This is a genomic window from Mucilaginibacter sp. (assembly GCF_028288205.1).
GTDB lineage: Bacteria > Bacteroidota > Bacteroidia > Sphingobacteriales > Sphingobacteriaceae > Mucilaginibacter.
The window spans coordinates 1-18,910 of sequence record NZ_JAQBOD010000020.1; the positions used below are offsets into that span (position 1 = coordinate 1).

Sequence of the window (18,910 nt, forward strand, 5' to 3'; positions counted from 1 at the left end):
AAATATAGTGGAATATATTAAAATGCCAATTCTTAAATAATACTTATTACGCCATAGCGTAAAGCTCGTCTTTTTGTTTTTGTACGGCGTCGCTGTTAATATATTCGTCGTAGGTCATCAGCTTATCTATAATGCCGCCCGGTGTTAATTCAATAATGCGGTTGGCAACAGTTTCAACCAGCTCATGATCTCGCGAGGTGAACAGGATAGTGCCCCTAAAGTCCTTCATACCATTGTTTAACGCTGTGATAGATTCCAGGTCGAGGTGATTGGTAGGCTCGTCAAACATCAGCAAATTGGCTTGTTGCAACATCATACGGCTAAACATGCAACGCATTTTTTCACCACCTGACAGAACACTGCTTTTCTTCAAAACCTCTTCGCCAGAAAATAGCATGCGACCCAGGAAGCCACGGATAAACTGATCATCCTTTTCGCCCGGCGAGTACTCGCGCAACCAGTCAATCAGGTTATCATCTTTACCTTTAAAGTATTCGGTATTATCCATCGGGATATCGGCAGGATTAATGGTTACGCCCCATTTAAACTCGCCTTTGTAGTCTTTATCCCTGCCGGTTAATATATTGTAGAAAGCGGTAGTAGCTAAACTATTGTTTGATAGCACAGCAATTTTATCTCCCTTATTTACCATTAAGCGGATGTTGTCAAACAATACTTCGCCGTTTAATTTCTTGCTTAGGTTCTCTATCTGCAGTATCTGATCGCCTGCTTCACGGCCAAGGTTATTAAATATAATTCCCGGATATTTACGGTTTGATGGTTGTATCTCATCCAAATTGATCTTATCCAACGCTTTTTTACGACTGGTAGCCTGTTTTGATTTGGATGCATTGGCGCTAAACCTGCGGATAAACTCTTGCAACTCTTTAACCCTGTCCTCTGTCTTTTTATTCTGATCAGATCTTTGTTTTAAAGCCAATTGACTTGACTCATACCAGAAAGAGTAGTTACCGGTATAGATACTCATTTTGGCAAAATCAATATCAACCACATGCGTACATACCGTATCCAGGAAGTGCCTATCGTGCGATACAACTAATACAATAGCTTCGTAGCTTGCAAGAAAATCTTCCAACCAGCTTACCGTGTGGATGTCAAGATCATTAGTAGGCTCATCCAGTAATAATATATCCGGGTTGCCAAAAAGGGCCTGGGCTAATAGCACACGTACTTTTTGCGTGTTGTCAAGATCCTTTACTAACTGATAATGAAATTCTTCTTTAATGCCCAGGTTACTTAATAGGGTAGCGGCGTTGCTTTCTGCGTTCCAGCCATCCATTTCGGCAAAAAGGTTTTCAAGTTCGCCGGCACGTTCGCCATCGGCATCAGTAAAATCCTCTTTAAGATATATCGCGTCTTTCTCCTTCATAATGGCATACATTTCTTTATGCCCCATCATTACTGTTTCAATAACAGTAAACTCATCAAACGCGTAGTGGTTCTGGCTTAATACAGCCATACGTTCGCCCGGAGTAAAGCTTACCTGCCCGCTTGTAGGATCAATTTCGCCCGAAAGAATTTTTAAGAAGGTAGATTTACCTGCACCATTGGCACCAATAATGCCATAGCAGTTGCCTTGTGTGAATTTTAAGTTAACGTCTTCAAATAAAGTACGTTTACCATAACGTAAAGATAGATTGGATACCGAGATCATGCTGCACCTGTAATTTGCCGCAAAATTACGGTAAATACTTAAATTATTAGCATAAACGGCTATTATTAATCAACTATGCATCATTAAACTTATACATTGACCATATATTTTTGATAACTATAAAACAAATATTATCAACCTGCGTTTAAAATAACATAAATCCAAAAGATAAAATATTATTTCGAGACAACTTTACTTAATTAACAATTTGTTTTCCTTTTAATTTGTAATAATCATGATTACTTTAATGATAGTCTTAGTTGTCGCTAATATTGTAATTGCCCTAAATAACGTAGCTAAGAGAAAGGTGTATTAATAGCATATTATATTGAAAACCCCAAAGATCAGCTTAATATGACGGCCAATCTTTGGGTTTCATGTTCTGCAAGCTTTTGTAACGGGCCTGATGCCATCATTTTCATCATCATATTCAGATCGGCATTAATGGTAAGGGTGGCTAAGGTGCCCTCACCATCAGGTGCTAAATTCCAGTTAAGCTTAACAGCAAATGGTGGTTTGCCGGTGGCTATAATATTGATAGACTTGTTTTCAACTCTTTCGATAATTTGCAGGGCAAGCTGCACCATATTTTGTATGCCAAAATGAGCCTCATCAGTGGTTGATGTCCAATCCTGCACACTATCCGGCATTAGTTGCTGGTGATTGTTAAAATCAGATAGATACTGATAGACATCACTTACAGGGCGATTTATATTTACTTTACTTTCAAAAGTAGCCATGGTAGTATAGATTGGAGGTTAGTTAATTAGAGGTTTAGGTTTGATTTTATAAACGATTATCGCCAACTGCTAACTCAAAACTGTCAACTGCTCAGGTTCCCCACGTTGACGGGGTTTCGCGCCATTCTCTTAGTACCTCAACATCTTTACGTGATATATATTGGTTCTGTTCTGCATAACTTAGTAAAGCTGTATAGTTTGATAATGTAATGTATGGGCAATTGGCTGCTTTAAAATTTTCTTCGGCAATGTCAAATCCGTAGCTAAAAATAGCTGCTAACCCGGCAACATCATAACCTGCATCACGCAATGCGCTAACGGCTTGTAAGCTGCTATTGCCGGTAGATATCAAATCCTCAACTACAACAACTCTTTTGCCTGTTAATATATCGCCTTCTATCAAATTACCTGTACCATGATCTTTTGGTTTAGCGCGAACGTAAATAAATGGTAAGCCCAATTCCTGCGCTACCAGCACACCTTGCGGTATGCCCGCTGTTGCAACACCTGCAATACAACCTACAGACCCAAATTTTTCCTGTATCACTGTAGCTAACTGCTGCCTTATGTAGGTGCGGATAGTTGGATGTGACAGCGTTATACGGTTATCACAATAAATAGGCGATTTCCACCCCGATGCCCATGTAAAAGGATTATTAGGTTGTAATTTAATTGCTTTAATTTGCAACAGAAATTCCGCTACCTGTTGTTCGGTTTCAGTAGTATTAAACATGGCTCAAAAATACAGAATTTATATTAACGAAAAAGTTATCTTATTAACAGAATCTGAACCTAAAAAGACTGAGCATTACCAAAAGATTGATAGCCAGACATTTGATTTGAAAATAATTTACACCTGGATACTGGCGCATAAAAGTGCGTATTTTTATGTATTGTGTAAGGATGCCAAAGCATTTTTAAAACAAATAAAAGAAAGTGTTATTGTTATTGAAGCAGCCGGCGGACTGGTTAAAAATGAAAACAAGGACCTTTTATTTATTTACCGTAATGATAAGTGGGACCTGCCTAAAGGTAAAATTGAAAAAGGCGAAACCGTTAAAGAAGCTGCTGTGCGTGAGGTAGAGGAGGAGTGTAGCATAGTGGTAAGCAAGCTTGGTGTAAAAATATGTAAAACCTACCATGTTTATATTAGTAAGGCCCAAGTTGTTTTAAAGAAAACATATTGGTATAAAATGAAATGCAAGGGGCAAAATAAACTAAGGCCGCAAAAAGAAGAAGGGATAACCGATGTACGCTGGTTTAAGCCAAATGATATTGAGGCTATTTTAGCTAATACTTTTCCATCTATTATGGATGTGCTGGCCGTTATGGATCTGATTAAAGATAAGCCAGTGCCTCTTTCGGAATAAACTGAGCCACATCACCGTTATGACGCATTATTTCGCGCACAATAGTTGAGCTGATAGATGAATAACCCGGTTTGCTTACAATAAATATACTTTCAATATCGGGCATTAACGAATGGTTCATCTGGGCTATAGCTTTTTCATATTCAAAATCTGATACGGTACGTATGCCGCGTATCATATAGGTTGCCCCAATACTTTTACAAAAATTAACGGTTAATCCCTCGTAAGCTATAATATGGATCTTGGGTTCCATCTCAAAAACAGCACGTAACATTTTCTCACGTGTTTCTATACTCAAAAAACCCGGCTTTGTGCTGTTTGCTCCAATACCGATATAAACCTTGTCAAATAAGCCTACCGATCTTTTCACAATATCAACATGAGCTTTGGTAACGGGATCAAATGATCCCGGGAAAAGGGCTATTTTCATGAGTTGTGTTTTTACGTAAAGTTAATTATTATGTTGTAAAGTTGAAATGTTATAAGGTTTAGCTGGTAGACTGATCAATTTTCGGGTGCCTTAAAAAACGAAAACGACGAATGTCCATACTTCCGTTGTTCAATAAAAGCGGGATGGTTACTTAGGTTTTGCATGGATTGATGCTCTACTATAAGCAATCCATGAGGTGATAAAAGACCTTTATCAAAGATATTTTTTGGTATCTCGGGTATCTGGTTCATATCATACGGCGGATCAGCAAATATCAAATCATATTGATCTGTTTCCAGTTGCAGGTATTTAAAAATATCGGCCTTGAAAGTTTTTATTTGAATTAGCCCATGCTGGCGGGCAGTATCCTTAATATAGTTAATGCAATGTATGCTGCGGTCGACCGCTATTACCTGTTTGGCCCCGCGCGATGCAAATTCATAGGTTATGTTGCCTGTACCGCAAAAAAGGTCGAGCACCTTAATGTCATCAAACTCAATCTGGTTTTGCAAAATATTGAACAGCGCTTCTTTTGCAAGATCAGTAGTGGGGCGTACCGGTAAGTTTTTTGGCGGATTAAGCCTTAATCCCTTTAAAGAACCTCCAATGATCCGCATAATGATAATGCTGCTAAGGTCAGTATCTGTTGTGAAGGTATTTGTTCAGGCAGCTCCAATATTTGCGGATCATAAAAAACGATATCCGGAAAAAAATCGGCCAGTCGGGTGCTGTATTTATCCCCGGGCTTTATGTTTCCACTTAATTTAAAATGGATATCATGCGCATCTAAATTCAGTTCTTCGGTAATAAAAGCTGCATAATACGCCAGGTCATCCCCGGTTGTAAAATCGAAATTATTATAAAGCCTTATCTTGCCGTCTTTAAAGTATAAAAATTCGGCTTTCCCATTTTCTGTATGCAGATAAAGATCCTGGTTTTGAGGACTATTTTTAGTAACGGAAGTTATCCATCCTTTATTTAAATAAACTGTATTATCAAGGTCGAACCTTTGTACTGCCGATATTATCTTTTCATCAACTTTATAAATAATAAAATTTTGATCGTCCAATACTTGTGCTAAAACCCTCTCGTCGGGTTTAACATCTAATAACCGGGCATAATTTGGTATTTGCGCCTTATTAAAAAGATGAGACGGCAGTAAACTAAAGCCATTTGCCGGTAAACCAATAACAACCTTTTTATAAGTTGCAGATAGTTCTTCGGCCAATTCCTGCGGATCGCTTAACTCAGTTAAGCTACAATTGGTACCCCAGGCAATTAATTGCCTATTATAAGTTATGGCATACGAAAACGAAACTGCATCAATTTGCATTAACAACGTATAGTAGTATGCCTGGTTAAGATTAAACGAAGGATCGCGGTAAGTGTAAATTTGTTCGGTCATGCTTAACAAAAGTAATATTTTTTGAATTACTTAATTACTTATCCGCATTTTTGTTAGGTGTCTGAAATTGATCATATCCGCAAGGCTTTCCCACATGAACCAACTGCCCAGCAGCAGGAGTTATTTAACCGGTTACATAACTTTTTATTAAAAGATGAAGGCGACGAATGTTTTATATTAAAAGGATATGCCGGCACAGGCAAAACTACAATTGTAGGAGCATTGGTAAAAGCGCTCAGAAATTATAATTATAAATCAGTATTACTTGCACCAACCGGGCGTGCGGCAAAGGTAATTACCAGCTATTCGGGGCGAAAAGCTTTTACTATACATAAGCGCATCTACCGAAAAAAAACAGCGCTAAATGTTGATGAATCATTTTCAATAGCCGATAACCTGGCTACCAATACGTTGTTTATTATTGATGAAGCTTCCATGATATCAGACCAGATTAGTGGCAATAACCGCGATACGTTGCTACATGACCTGGTTAAGTATGTTTATAATAAAAAAAATTGCAAGTTAATGCTGGTGGGTGATACCGCGCAATTACCGCCTGTAGGCTCTGATAATAGCCCCGCATTGGATGAGGAATTAATGAAACTGGATTATAACCTGAATGTGTTCAGTTATGAATTAACAGATGTGCTTCGTCAGCAAAAAGATTCAGGTATATTATATAATGCTACACGGATACGTGATATCATCCGGCAGGAAAAAGAAATTATACCACAAATTACAACAAAAGGTTATACAGATGTTTTCAGGATGACAGGTGAGCGGTTGGAAGAAGGGCTTGAATATGCCTACAATAAATATGGCAATGAAAATACGCTTATAATTTGCCGATCGAACAAAAATGCAAACCTATATAACAAACAAATACGCGCCCGGCTGCTATGGCGAGAGGAAGAGCTAACCGGCGGCGACCAGCTGATGATCGTTAAGAACAATTATTTCTGGCTGCAGGATCAGGAGGAGGGAAGTACTGCTTTTATTGCCAATGGCGACATTGCCAGGATCAGGAAAGTACGCAAGTTTGAAGACATGTATGGATTCCGTTTTGCCGATGTACAACTGGAGTTTATTGACTATGCTGAGGACCCGGTTTTAGATTGTAAGGTTTTATTGGATACACTTTACTCAGAATCGCCGGCCTTGCAGCCCATAGATCAGAAACGGCTTTACCTGGAAGCAATGAAAGATTATGACCATATACCAAACAAACGTGCAAAGCATAACGAGCTAAAACTTAATCCCTATTATAATGCTTTACAAATAAAGTTTGCATACGCTATTACCTGCCATAAAGCACAGGGCGGCCAATGGGATGCTGTTTTTGTAGACCAGGGATATTTAACGGATGAAATGGTTAATACCGATTTTTTACGCTGGTTCTATACCGCCTGCACCCGGGCAACCAAAGAGTTGTTTTTGGTGAATTTTAATGATAAGTTTTATGGGCAGCAGGTGAATAGTGAATTTTAGCATAAATAAACCTATTGTCCAGGTATTTACTACTCACCATTCTATTCATTCATCATGCCATAACTTTTATTAAACTAATGTGTTATTAGTAATAATGGATTTGACAAAAAGGCACATGAAATGTATTATGAAATGCCATTATTTCATAATAAGTAGCATGGCAAGTATTTTGACTATAACCGATATAACCATTTCGCTATGAATTTTAACAACTTTACCATAAAAGCTCAGGAAGCTGTACAAAAAGCTTCGGAGATAACAACCGGCAATCAGCAGCAGGCTATTGAACCTGCACACTTGCTTAAGGGATTGTTATTGGTTGATGAGAATGTTATAACTTATTTATTAAAGAAATTAAACGTCAACCTAAACAGACTAAACGATATATTGGATGAACAGATTGCATCCTTCCCTAAAGTAAGTGGTAGTAATGTTTATTTATCATCTACCTCTAATTCGGTATTGCAAAAGGCAAACGCTTATCTTAAAGAATTTAAGGATGAGTTTGTTTCTGTTGAGCATATCCTGTTAGGAATACTATCAGTAAGCGATAAAACAAGTACTGCGCTAAAAGATTTTGGTGTAAACGAAAAGGATCTTAAAAAAGCCATAGTAAGCTTGCGCGGCGATAATAAGGTAACTGACCAAAATGCAGAAGCAACTTATAATGCTTTAAATAAGTATGCCCGCAACTTAAATGAATATGCCGAATCTGGAAAACTTGATCCGGTGATTGGCCGTGATGAAGAGATCCGCCGCGTAATTCAAATATTATCGCGTCGTACAAAAAACAACCCTATACTGGTTGGCGAACCGGGCGTGGGTAAAACAGCCATTGCCGAAGGTATTGCCTTCAGAATAATAAAGGGTGATGTGCCTGAGAGTTTGAAAACAAAAACAGTTTATTCGTTAGATATGGGTGCCCTTATTGCTGGCGCTAAATACAAAGGCGAATTTGAAGAACGCTTAAAAGCTGTTATTAAAGAAGTTACCCAAGCCGACGGTGAGATTGTTTTATTTATTGATGAGATACATACCCTGGTAGGTGCAGGTGGTGGCGAAGGCGCTATGGATGCTGCCAATATATTAAAACCCGCATTGGCCCGCGGCGAATTAAGGGCCATTGGTGCAACAACCTTAAACGAATATCAGAAATACGTAGAAAAGGATAAAGCGTTAGAGCGCCGTTTCCAAATGGTACTGGTTGATGAGCCGGATACTGCTGATGCAATTTCCATATTGCGCGGTTTAAAGGAACGTTATGAAGCTCACCATAAAGTGCGTATTAAAGATGAGGCTATTATTGCCGCGGTTGAAATGTCGCAACGATATATAGCTGATCGTTTTTTGCCGGATAAAGCTATTGACCTGATGGACGAGGCTGCTTCTAAATTACGTTTAGAAATGGATTCGGTACCCGAAGTAGTGGATGAGCTGGAGCGCCGCATAATGCAATTAGAGATAGAGCGCGAAGCCATTAAGCGTGAAAAGGATGATAAGAAAGTAAAAGAGTTGAGTGAACAAATTGCCAACCTATCAGCCGAGCGTGATTCTTTACGTGCCAAATGGCAGGGTGAAAAAGACGTGGTTGATGGCATCAACCTAAAAGTTGAGCAGATAGAAAACTATAAATTAGAAGCAGATCAGGCAGAACGCGCGGGCGATTATGGCAAAGTGGCCGAGCTGCGCTATGGCCGTATCCGTGAAGCACAGGAAGAGGTTGAAAAACTGAAAGAAGCACTACTGACTAATCAGTCGGATAGCAGAATGTTAAAAGAGGAAGTTACATCCGAAGATATTGCAGGCGTAGTATCCCGCTGGACAGGTATCCCGGTTTCTAAAATGATACAAAGCGAGCGCGAGAAGTTGCTGAGCCTGGAAGATGAGTTACATAAACGTATTGCCGGTCAGCAGGAAGCTATTGAAGCTATAAGTGACGCTATACGCAGAAGTAGGGCTGGCCTGCAGGATAAGAAAAAACCAATAGGTTCTTTTATATTCTTAGGTACCACCGGCGTTGGTAAAACAGAATTAGCTAAAGCATTGGCCGAATATCTATTCAATGACGAAGGCGCAATGATCCGTATTGATATGTCTGAGTACCAGGAGCGCCATGCGGTTTCAAGATTAATAGGCGCGCCTCCGGGATATGTGGGTTATGATGAAGGCGGCCAGTTAACAGAAGCTGTGCGAAGGAAACCATATAGTGTAATACTATTAGATGAGATAGAAAAAGCGCACCCTGATGTATTTAACATATTGCTGCAGGTTTTGGACGATGGCCGGTTAACTGATAATAAAGGCAGGGTGGTAAACTTTAAGAATACCATCATCATCATGACCTCAAACATCGGTTCCAACATTATCCAGGAAAATTTCCAGGATTTTGATGATAATAATAAGGATGAAGTGATGGCTAAAACAAAGAGCCAATTGTTTGAGCTGTTAAGGCAAACCATCAGGCCCGAATTTTTAAACCGTATTGACGAGATCATTATGTTTACCCCGCTTAGCCGTGACGAGATAAGTGATATTGTGAAGCTACAGTTTAAACATGTGCAGCAAACATTGGCCGAAATGGGCATATCCATAGAAGCATCAGATGAAGCATTGGATTGGCTGGCACAATTGGGCTACGATCCACAGTTTGGTGCAAGGCCATTGAAAAGGGTAATTCAAAAGAGAATACTGAATGAATTATCTAAGCAGATATTAGCCGGTAAAGTGGATAAAGACAGTAAGATTAAACTGGATATGTTTGATAATCAATTTGTGTTTTTAAACACCAATGAAGCTGCAACAGCTGATAAATAATAAAACAAATAATGCATCATATATTAAGGAGCTGCCTTTAAGGGGTGGCTCTTTTTTTTATAATTTCCTCCGCAAAATCACCGGTCCTTGCAAATTCATACCCTTTAGATTGACCCCAAAGAATAAAATTTTTTATCTTTTTCACAAAGTCTGTTCCCGAGTTTTTAGAAACATATTTCGGAAAGCCAAATCTTTCCGGCTGTTTCAGGTCGGTAAATTCCCAGGGATGAAAGTATAGATTAAGGTAACCGTCCTTACGATGCGCCGCCCCGCTTATCCATTTTATCATGGATAGTGAAACATTATGGAAGGTTAACCAAAATAAAGGAAAGCGCACTAATGGTGATACAGAAGCAGGTATTTGCAAAACATCGTGGTCAAAGAACCAGGCGCGCGGCTTTTTTAAATTATTATAGCGTCCGGGAATTAAAGTAGGGTTAAGGGATGAATTATAGGCATATCCCGCTTTTTGTATTTCCTTTTCATCAACCGGCATCATCCGCGCCATACGAAAACCGGTTACTTTAGTGCCGGATATTTCTTCGAGCTTAGCTTTTGATTGTGCTAAATGTTCAACCTTAAAATCAGAATGATAATAACCATGTGATGCTATTTCGTGACCATCATTTACAATCTTTGAAATAATATCAGGTTTATTAACGGCATAGTTGGCCGTACAAAAAAAAGTAGCCTTTATTCCGGTTGTTTTTAATAGTTCTAATATTAAGAGCGTCCCCGTTGTTGATATGGCTAATTGTTCGTCAAACGGTATGGTTTTACCATATTCAAACGGCATATCAAACTCTTCAACATCAAACCCTAACAGAATCATTTTTTGCTTTTAACAGATTTGTTGAACGGATAATATAATTGGGCCGGTGTTTGGTTTGCAAAAATATTTTACCCAGGTATGAGCCTATAATACCTAAAACAAGCAGTTGTAAGCCACCAAAGAACGCTACAGTAGCAATTAATGATGCCCAGCCAGAAAGATTGTCATAGCCATAAAAATAGCTGATAAAAATATAAGGAATATACAGCAAAGCTGATACCGAAAAAAATAAACCCAACCCGGTAGCAATGTATAATGGCCTGACACTAAAGGCCATTATGCTGCCTATAGCCAACTTAGCCAATTTAAAAAATGAATAGCTTGCCTCGCCCGTATGCCTGGCTGCCGGGGTGTAGGGAATGCCTATTTGTAAAAAGCCAACCCATTTAACCATCCCCCTGAAGAATATCTCGTATTCATCAATTTGCTTTAATTCATTAACAACTTTTTGATCAAGTAACCGGAAATCTGATATGCCGTTTTCAAGCGTAATGTCTGATATAGCGTTTATACCTTTATAAAACAATTTTGACGCCAATTTCTGGAAGCCGCTCACATGCGGATTAGCATCCTCGCGATAGGTGTAAACAATATCATATCCCTCTTCCCAATATTTTAGCATTTGCGGCAATAGGTGAGGAGGGTGTTGCAGATCAGCATCCATGGTTATAATAGCATCGCCATTCGCCATATCTATACCCGCTTTTAAAGCATAATCTTTACCGAAATTTTTAGATAGTTCTATGTAAAATACATTTGGCTGTATTTCTGCCTGCAGCTTAATTTCATTCAGCGTATTATCCTTGCTGCCGTCATTTACAAAAATATATTCATAGTCATAGCCAGTTGAATTTAATGCTTTATTCAATTCGGCAACAAGATGGCTGATATTCTTTTCCTCGTTAAAAGCAGGGATTATTATGGAAAGTTTCTTTTTCATACCGCAACTGCAATTAAATCCTTTTTATCGAATTTTCTGAATAAAGTTTCATAAATAATTTTTATCCATATTAAAAAACATGGCAGCGCCTTTAACGCGTACGGATCAACATAATGATCTTTCAGGTATCGCGGGAAAAGATCTGACGGTGACAGACTGGTTAGTATTAAAGCAAAAATAAGCAAAGATATGTCCAATATAGTTACCGGTCGCTCACTGTTTATATACCATACCGCCACGCCAACAAAAGCTATAATATAAGTGGGTGATTCTGATCCTGTACTAAATATCACCGGAAAAATCAATGTCGATGCAACAATAAGTAATTGATAATTTAAATTATTAAAAGATTTGATGCGGATATAGGATAAAGCAAAAAGTAAAATTCCCGGAAACAAAACAAACATATTTGATAATTGCGGAAAAAAGATCTTCCTGAGCATCCCCATAACAGAAACATCCTCACGTATTGAAGCTATATTGTTTAGGTTTTTATGCACAAGGTCGGCATACCAATCTTTATAAGTTTGCACAATAAAGGCCGGCGAGGAAATAACCATCGGCAAAACAAACAAAATTACCGACCAAAATATAAATGAACCAACCAGTTTTAGTTTGTTGTTCGAAAAGAAAAAGAAAGCCAGCCCCACAATGCCATAAAGCTTAATGAATGTACCTAAGGCTATCATTAATGCTGCCCAGAAATCATTTTCATTTTTAATAAATATATAGCTGAACAATATCAATGCGGCAATAAGCGGGTTGATCTGCACATTAGCAGCCGAGGTCATTAATTCATGCGCGCAAAGTAATACAATTAACAGCGAATGGTTTTTTTTAATGGGAAGTTGCTGTATAGCAATTAATAAGATGAATGCTGTAAACATTACCCATAAAACTACACCCAAACTATCGGGCATTAAGGCAAATGGAGCTATAATGAATGAAAATATTGGGCCGTAATGGTTCAGATCAAAATAATGCTCCGGCTGATGCTGATATAAGTTATGCTGATGTATAACATTGATGAAGTTATATTTATACACAAAATAGTTATTATGTATATGGCTGTGCCCCAAAACAACGCTCTTACCTACCGCGAACAGGCTTAAACCAAACCATAAGGCAATTATCAGCGGCTTGTATTTTATAATATTAGCGAGTTTAAACATTAATGGGATATGAAATTTGGTTGTGCAAAAATAGATTAAAAAATGTAAAAATAGAGCAGGACTCTACTTGTATTAAAAACGCTTTATAATAAAAAAGGCTCCTTTTAAGAGCTCTTTTTTTCTTTAAATAAAACTACTGAAAAATTTTATCGCGTTTAATTTTGTCCCGTAGCTAAACTGACCCCTGTTAGCTGATCGGCGAAGGCAAGAAATGCCTTGTCTTTGTATATACTGGCTTGATTGTCAATGAGATTTTGAAGATTCACTTTTCCTATAACATATTTATAAGTGCCCGAATAGTAACGTTCTTTTATTTCTATAAACTTCAACAGATCAATCAAATCATCATTTTCGTAACGGAGATAAACGTTTAGCTCAATATCATTGGTGAAATTTAAGCCCTTACTTCCTTTGGTTTTTTTGTACTCGTATTGATAATCATAGCGCAGAGCGGCTATGTCTGACAATACCGCCGATCCGGTAGGGTGGCCACCAGCTCCTTTCCCAAAAAAGAATTGCTGATCGGCAAAAGCGGCCTGCACGGTTACGCCATTATACTCATATTCCACATTATATAAAAACTCGGTTTCGTTTACAAATTTTGGTAATACAAATAAGGTAACATGCTGGTCATCCAACTCTTTTGCCACCGGCACCAGCTTTATTTTTAAGTTCTTTTCACGAGCATATTGGATATCATTTGCAGCAAGGTTTTGTATGCCTAAATTGAATACCTTTTCAGGTTCTATCACCACACCATAAGCATGCGCCGCCGCAATAATAAGCTTGTATTTGGCATCATATCCGCCAACATCCATAGTTGGGTCGGTTTCGGCAAAACCAAGGTCCTGCGCTTGCTTTAACGCTGTATCATAATCCATATTCTCCAAAAATCCTTTTGACAGGATATAATTGGATGAACCATTAAATATCCCGCTTATAGAATGCAGCAGTTCATTATCGTAGTATTCTTCCAGGTTACGGATAATAGGTATACTACCACAAACAGCTCCTTCATATAGTAAGGAAGTACCATATTCATGTTGTATCGCTATTAATTCATCCAGGTAAGTAGCAATCATTTTTTTACTGGCCGATACCACATTTTTACCCGACTTTAAAGCAGTAGAAACAATTTCATATGCAGCTTCGGTATCATTTATCAATTCAACAATAGTGTTAATCTCCGGATTATTCAGTAATTCATACCTGTCAGTAGTAAAGTAATGTGCCGGTAAGGAGCGTTGTTTATGACTATCTTTAATCGCTATCTTTTTTATCTCAAGATTTAAATTTTTTGTTCGGATGATATCGTGTAATCCCTGGCCAACAACTCCGAAGCCAAACAGGCCGATATTTAGTTTTTTGCTCATTATGCAATTTGCTGTAATTGGATGATCTTTCCTTTTACGTCTGTTTTAAAAAATGATGTGATAATATTTGTTAATGCTTCTGTTTCAATTAAAAAACCGTCATGGCCGTAGTACGAATCAAACTCGGCAAAGGCTGATTTTGGTATGTGCCTGAACAGGTATTGCTGTTCTTCTATAGGAAACAATACGTCAGATTTTATACCGATAACCAGTGTACGTGCTTTTATTAAGCTTAACGCTTTTTCAATGCTATTGCGGTTACGGCCCACGTTGTGCGAATCCATAGTTTTAGTTAAGTACCAATAACTATAAGCGTTAAAACGGTTTACCAGCTTGTCGCCCTGGTAGTTTTGGTAGCTTGCTGCTTTAAAACTATCAATAACCGTATCATTATCTTCCTGCTGGCTGATGCTATAAGTTTTATAACCACGATAAGAGAGCAGGGCAATACTACGTGCCGCCTTTAATCCTTTTTTACCGCCATTAGGGCTGCCGGCATAAAATGTTCTGTCGGCACTAATAGCTAAACGCTGTGATTCATTAAAGGCGATTCCCCATGGCGAATGGCGCGCGTTTGCAGCGATGAGAATTAGATTTTTAATAAAATCAGGCTCAATAATTGCCCATTCCATTGCTTGCTGGCCGCCAAGCGAACCGCCAATTAAAGTATGGATGCTTTCTACGCCAAGGTGTTTAGCCAATAATTGCTGTGCCTTTACCATATCCCTAACACTAACTTGCGGAAATGCTAAATAATAAGGCTGACCGGTAGTAGGATTAATGCTTAACGGCCCGCTTGAACCATAGGCAGAGCCCAACATGTTGGCGCATACAATAAAATGTTCTGCCGGATTAAAATAATCTTCCTTGCCAAAAAGGCCCTTCCACCAGTCTAAAACATCAGAGTTGGCTGTAAAAGCATGGCATACCCATACCACATTGTCTTTGTTTTTATTAAGTGTGCCATAAGTATGGTAGCCTAATTCAAGCTCAGGTAGTTTATAGCCCGATTCCAGTTCGAATGTTTGTTGGTATTTATATAGTTGCGTATTCATAGTGATTCTTGTAATTGATTAGCTGTTGGGATTAGTGAACGGATAAATTGATCCATTTACAGTGCACGTATTTTTTCAGAAAGAGAAAAGGAAACGTATTAACTGTGTATTAGCAACAGCGGCACATATAGCAAATTTTGCTATAAACAAATGCTAAGCCTTGAGCGGCTTTAATAGAATTTTCAGGATGAGTGTTTTTTAAATTTTCCATGTTGTTAATTTATATTTCCCGGGATATTTACCGGGCCAGGAATTGGCACCTTCTCTAACCTTAGAGGGTTGCCAGCGGGTCATTGAGCCTGATCTCTCGCCGCTTCTTTATAAACCAAAACCGTATGAGGGAATTGATCGTGGTATTGCTACCGATTATGCTACAAATATAAGGTGATAATATTTTAATTACCAAATTTATTTTATTTGAGGCGAAAAGTAAAAAGTGAAAAGGTTAAAGGTGAGCTTTATTAAAGAATACGACCGTCACCTTTAACCCTTTGTCTTTCGCCTTTTACCTCAGGCTAATGCCTGCTTTATATCTGCAATCAAATCATCAATATGTTCTAAACCAACGGATACCCGCAGTAAATTAAATGGGGTTTTAGTATCCGGCCCTTCAACCATTGCTCGGTGCTCAATAAGGCTTTCTACACCGCCCAAACTGGTAGCACGGGTAAATAATTGCAATTTGTTTATAACGCGGTTAGCTTCTTCCTTACCGCCCTTTAAGCAAAAAGATAATACACCGCCGAAGCTTAACATTTGTTCTTTTGCAACTGCATGATTAGGATGTGAAGGCAAACCCGGGTAGAGTACTTGCTCTACACTTGGCTGCACCTGTAAAAACGCCGCTAATAGCTGCGCATTTTGTACGTGGCCGCGTACACGATACGGTAGTGTCTTTATACTTCTTACTAAATAATAGCAATCCATAGGCGAGGGGATGGCGCCACCCAATTCCTGTACCTGGCGTATTTTTTGCCACCAGTCGTTTTTTTCGGCGGCAATTAATGCACCACCCATCAGGTCGCTATGGCCACCAAAGTACTTGGTGGTAGAGTGCATTACTATATCAACACCTAATGCCAATGGCTGCTGACAAATAGGGGTAGCGAAAGTATTATCGCAAACAACTTTAATATTTTGCTGCCTTGCAATAGCAACCACCTTTTTTATATCAGTTATTTTAAGTAGCGGATTTGATGGCGTTTCTAACCATATTAAGCCGGTATTGGGTTTGATATGCGCGTTTAATACATCGGTATTATCTATAGCAATAAAATCAAATTCTAAAATCCCGGCAAATAAATTTTTAAGCTGATTGCGTAATCCATGATACATATCATCAGGCGCTATAATATGTGTACCCGGTTGCAGAGATTGAAAAACAGCCATCCCGGCAGCGTTGCCCGATGAAAAAGCGGCAGCATCGGCACCATTTTCTAACTGCGTTAATACTTTTTCAAGCGATGTACGGTTTGGATTAGCCGAACGGCTATATATATAACCCTCATGGTAACTGCCATCTTCTTTACGTTCAAACGTAGTTGACAATACAATAGGTTGTATTACTGCCCCTGTTATATCATCTTTTTGATTGCCTGCATGTATAGCTATGGTTTCCGGTTTCATAACACAAACTTAAAGTTTTATGATGAGTTAATAAATGTTACACCATCATTACATTAACATTTCTTATTTTTGGCAAAAGTTTTTTAATGGGAGCTGAAAATAATTTACAGGTATTATTGCAGGATCCGGATTTATCTGCTGATTTAAAACACATTGCCGGAAAAGTGCTCAATCAGGAGCGTATAACTTTTGACGAAGGTGTTTTACTTTTTGAAAAAGGTGAGTTAGGATACCTGGGCGTTTTAGCCAATTACATCCGCGAAAAGCGCCATGGTGATAAAACCTATTTTAACCGCAATTTTCATATAGAACCTACCAATCTTTGCGTTTACGATTGTAAATTTTGTTCATACTCGCGCCTGCTAAAGCAAAAAGAGGAAGGCTGGGAATATACTATGGATGAAATGTTTGATATCGTTACCAAATACGATAACGAACCGGTTACCGAGGTGCATATTGTAGGTGGTGTATTACCACAATATGATGTTCCGTTTTATGTAGAGCTGTTCAAAAGAATAAAAGCGCATCGCCCCGAATTGCACGTTAAGGCATTAACACCTGTAGAATATCATTATATATTCAAGAAAGCTAAGATTGATTATGCGACTGGCATGAAAATGATGCTGGATGCCGGCCTGGAATCTATACCGGGTGGTGGTGCAGAAATATTTCACCCTGAAATACGCGAGCAAATAGCTAAAGATAAATGTACAGCCGACCAATGGCTGGCTATACATGAAGAATGGCACAAGCTGGGCGCACGCTCAAACGCTACCATGTTATACGGCCATATTGAAAAATACTGGCACCGGATAGACCATATGGATCGTTTGCGCCAGTTACAGGATAAAACCGGAGGTTTCCAAACGTTTATTCCTTTGAAATTCAGGAACAAGGATAACCAGATGTCGCACATTCCGGAAACAACTGTGGTGGAGGATCTGCGTAACTATGCTATATCACGTATCTATCTTGATAATTTTGATCATATTAAGGCTTACTGGGCCATGATAAGCCGTACTACGGCACAATTATCTTTAAACTTTGGTGTAGATGATATTGATGGTACACTTGATGATACCACCAAAATTTACTCGATGGCCGGCGCCGAAGAGCAAAACCCGGGGATGAGCACCAAACAATTGGTTGAGCTGATAAAACAAGTTGGCCGCTACCCGATAGAGCGCGATACTTTATATAATGTAATTACTGATTACAACGATTACCAATTTGCCGAAGAGGTGAAGCCACAGTATTATAAGCTGCCGGTTATAAATTAGTCATTAAATCATTGAGTCATTAGGTCATTATTTTAATGAAAAAACCAATGACTCAATGAACAATGACTTAATGACACAATATAAATGATAAAAACGCTATACATCGTCCGTCACGGGCAAACTGATCTGAATAAACAAGGCATTGTACAAGGCCGTGGCAGGGATACTGATCTGAATGATGAAGGCCGCAAACAGGCTAATTTGTTTTACAATGCGTACAAATCTGTACCTTTTAATAAGATATACATATCAGCGCTTAAACGCACGCAGCAAAGTATACAACAATTTATTGACCTGGGTATTCCCTATGAAAAACTACCAGGACTGGATGAACTGGCCTGGGGTATTTATGAGGGCCAGCCAAATACACCCGAAACCAAGGCCGCGTTTTTAAAGATAATGCGCGATTGGGTTGCCGGAAGATTGGATAATAAATTCGAACATGGCGAAAGCCCCAACGAGGTTAGGTTAAGGCAATTAGAGGCGCTGCAAATTATCATGAGCCATACCGAAGAGGAAAATGTATTAATTTGCATGCATGGCCGCGCGATGCGCTTATTTTTGTGCCTGCTTACCGGCAAGCCGCTTACCGAAATGGATAGCTTCCCGCATCAAAACCTGGTATTGTATAAAGTAACCTTTGATGGTGAAAAATTCGATATCATCAGCTTTAACAACTCCGAACATTTAAAACACGATTAAACACTTCT

17 protein-coding genes and 1 riboswitch are annotated in these 18,910 nt (G+C 38.7%); of the genes, 5 read left to right on the top strand and 12 right to left on the bottom strand.

The genetic code is table 11. From position 1 onward, the window contains the following. Positions 1–46: 46 nt before the first annotated feature. The 3 genes from JWR23_RS04760 to pyrE all read right to left on the bottom strand — a co-directional run bounded on the left by JWR23_RS04760 (position 47) and on the right by pyrE (position 3,148). Complete coding sequence (locus JWR23_RS04760) at positions 47–1,675, bottom strand: ABC-F family ATP-binding cassette domain-containing protein (protein ID WP_299513606.1); 1,629 nt, start codon at positions 1,673–1,675, stop codon at positions 47–49. Between the two features lie 344 nt (positions 1,676–2,019). Further along, positions 2,020–2,415, bottom strand: a complete 396-nt coding sequence (locus JWR23_RS04765) for an SRPBCC family protein (RefSeq protein WP_299513609.1) — start codon at positions 2,413–2,415, stop codon at positions 2,020–2,022. Positions 2,416–2,506: 91 nt separating this feature from the next. Further along, positions 2,507–3,148 (bottom strand): orotate phosphoribosyltransferase, encoded by a 642-nt coding sequence (gene pyrE, locus JWR23_RS04770; protein ID WP_299513611.1) that lies wholly within the window; start codon positions 3,146–3,148, stop codon positions 2,507–2,509. Here pyrE and JWR23_RS04775 point away from each other — a divergent pair. Next, a complete protein-coding gene (locus JWR23_RS04775; RefSeq protein WP_299513613.1) occupies positions 3,147–3,785 on the top strand; it encodes an NUDIX domain-containing protein in 639 nt (212 codons plus the stop codon). The genes pyrE and JWR23_RS04775 overlap by 2 nt on opposite strands. Here the strand turns inward: JWR23_RS04775 and coaD are convergent. From coaD to JWR23_RS04790, 3 genes are all read right to left on the bottom strand, one after another. Next, a complete protein-coding gene (gene coaD, locus JWR23_RS04780; protein WP_299513615.1) occupies positions 3,754–4,215 on the bottom strand; it encodes a pantetheine-phosphate adenylyltransferase in 462 nt (153 codons plus the stop codon). The genes JWR23_RS04775 and coaD overlap by 32 nt on opposite strands. A gap of 74 nt (positions 4,216–4,289) precedes the next feature. Next, on the bottom strand, positions 4,290–4,832 hold the full coding sequence (gene rsmD / locus JWR23_RS04785) for a 16S rRNA (guanine(966)-N(2))-methyltransferase RsmD (protein WP_299513617.1): 543 nt from the start codon (positions 4,830–4,832) through the stop codon (positions 4,290–4,292). Then, positions 4,808–5,620, bottom strand: a complete 813-nt coding sequence (locus tag JWR23_RS04790; RefSeq protein WP_299513619.1) for a DUF3822 family protein — start codon at positions 5,618–5,620, stop codon at positions 4,808–4,810. The genes rsmD and JWR23_RS04790 overlap by 25 nt, the downstream gene beginning before the upstream one ends. A gap of 57 nt (positions 5,621–5,677) precedes the next feature. Here JWR23_RS04790 and JWR23_RS04795 point away from each other — a divergent pair, with 57 nt between their 5' ends. Next, the gene (locus JWR23_RS04795; protein WP_299513622.1) at positions 5,678–7,108 is read left to right on the top strand and encodes an ATP-dependent RecD-like DNA helicase; all 1,431 of its coding nucleotides are present in this window, start codon (positions 5,678–5,680) and stop codon (positions 7,106–7,108) included. Positions 7,109–7,306: 198 nt separating this feature from the next. After that, on the top strand, positions 7,307–9,922 hold the full coding sequence (gene clpB, locus JWR23_RS04800) for an ATP-dependent chaperone ClpB (protein ID WP_299513625.1): 2,616 nt from the start codon (positions 7,307–7,309) through the stop codon (positions 9,920–9,922). 37 nt (positions 9,923–9,959) lie between these two features. On the opposite strand, the gene JWR23_RS04805 is transcribed toward clpB, so the two are convergent. From JWR23_RS04805 to JWR23_RS04830, 6 genes are all read right to left on the bottom strand, one after another. Then, positions 9,960–10,754, bottom strand: coding sequence for a polysaccharide deacetylase family protein (locus tag JWR23_RS04805; RefSeq protein ID WP_299513627.1), 795 nt, complete (start codon positions 10,752–10,754; stop codon positions 9,960–9,962). Further along, on the bottom strand, positions 10,735–11,694 hold the full coding sequence (locus JWR23_RS04810) for a glycosyltransferase family 2 protein (protein WP_299513630.1): 960 nt from the start codon (positions 11,692–11,694) through the stop codon (positions 10,735–10,737). Before JWR23_RS04810 ends, JWR23_RS04805 begins: the two co-directional genes overlap by 20 nt. Continuing rightward, positions 11,691–12,866, bottom strand: a complete 1,176-nt coding sequence (locus JWR23_RS04815) for a glycosyltransferase family 87 protein (RefSeq protein WP_299513632.1) — start codon at positions 12,864–12,866, stop codon at positions 11,691–11,693. Before JWR23_RS04815 ends, JWR23_RS04810 begins: the two co-directional genes overlap by 4 nt. 155 nt (positions 12,867–13,021) lie before the next feature. Next, entirely contained in the window at positions 13,022–14,239 is a 1,218-nt protein-coding gene (locus tag JWR23_RS04820; RefSeq protein WP_299513634.1) for a homoserine dehydrogenase, read from the bottom strand. Further along, positions 14,239–15,294 (bottom strand): homoserine O-acetyltransferase, encoded by a 1,056-nt coding sequence (metX, locus tag JWR23_RS04825; RefSeq protein WP_299513636.1) that lies wholly within the window; start codon positions 15,292–15,294, stop codon positions 14,239–14,241. The genes JWR23_RS04820 and metX overlap by 1 nt, the downstream gene beginning before the upstream one ends. A gap of 217 nt (positions 15,295–15,511) precedes the next feature. Beyond that, a riboswitch (SAM riboswitch) is annotated at positions 15,512–15,621 on the bottom strand. A gap of 183 nt (positions 15,622–15,804) precedes the next feature. Continuing rightward, on the bottom strand, positions 15,805–16,920 hold the full coding sequence (locus JWR23_RS04830) for a PLP-dependent aspartate aminotransferase family protein (protein WP_299513639.1): 1,116 nt from the start codon (positions 16,918–16,920) through the stop codon (positions 15,805–15,807). A gap of 86 nt (positions 16,921–17,006) precedes the next feature. Between JWR23_RS04830 and mqnE the strand changes: the two genes are divergently transcribed. Together mqnE and JWR23_RS04840 are read left to right on the top strand one after the other, a co-directional pair. Then, positions 17,007–18,200 (top strand): aminofutalosine synthase MqnE, encoded by a 1,194-nt coding sequence (gene mqnE / locus JWR23_RS04835; protein WP_299513642.1) that lies wholly within the window; start codon positions 17,007–17,009, stop codon positions 18,198–18,200. An 84-nt stretch (positions 18,201–18,284) separates the two neighbouring features. After that, entirely contained in the window at positions 18,285–18,902 is a 618-nt protein-coding gene (locus JWR23_RS04840) for a histidine phosphatase family protein (protein WP_299513644.1), read from the top strand. Positions 18,903–18,910: the final 8 nt, after the last annotated feature.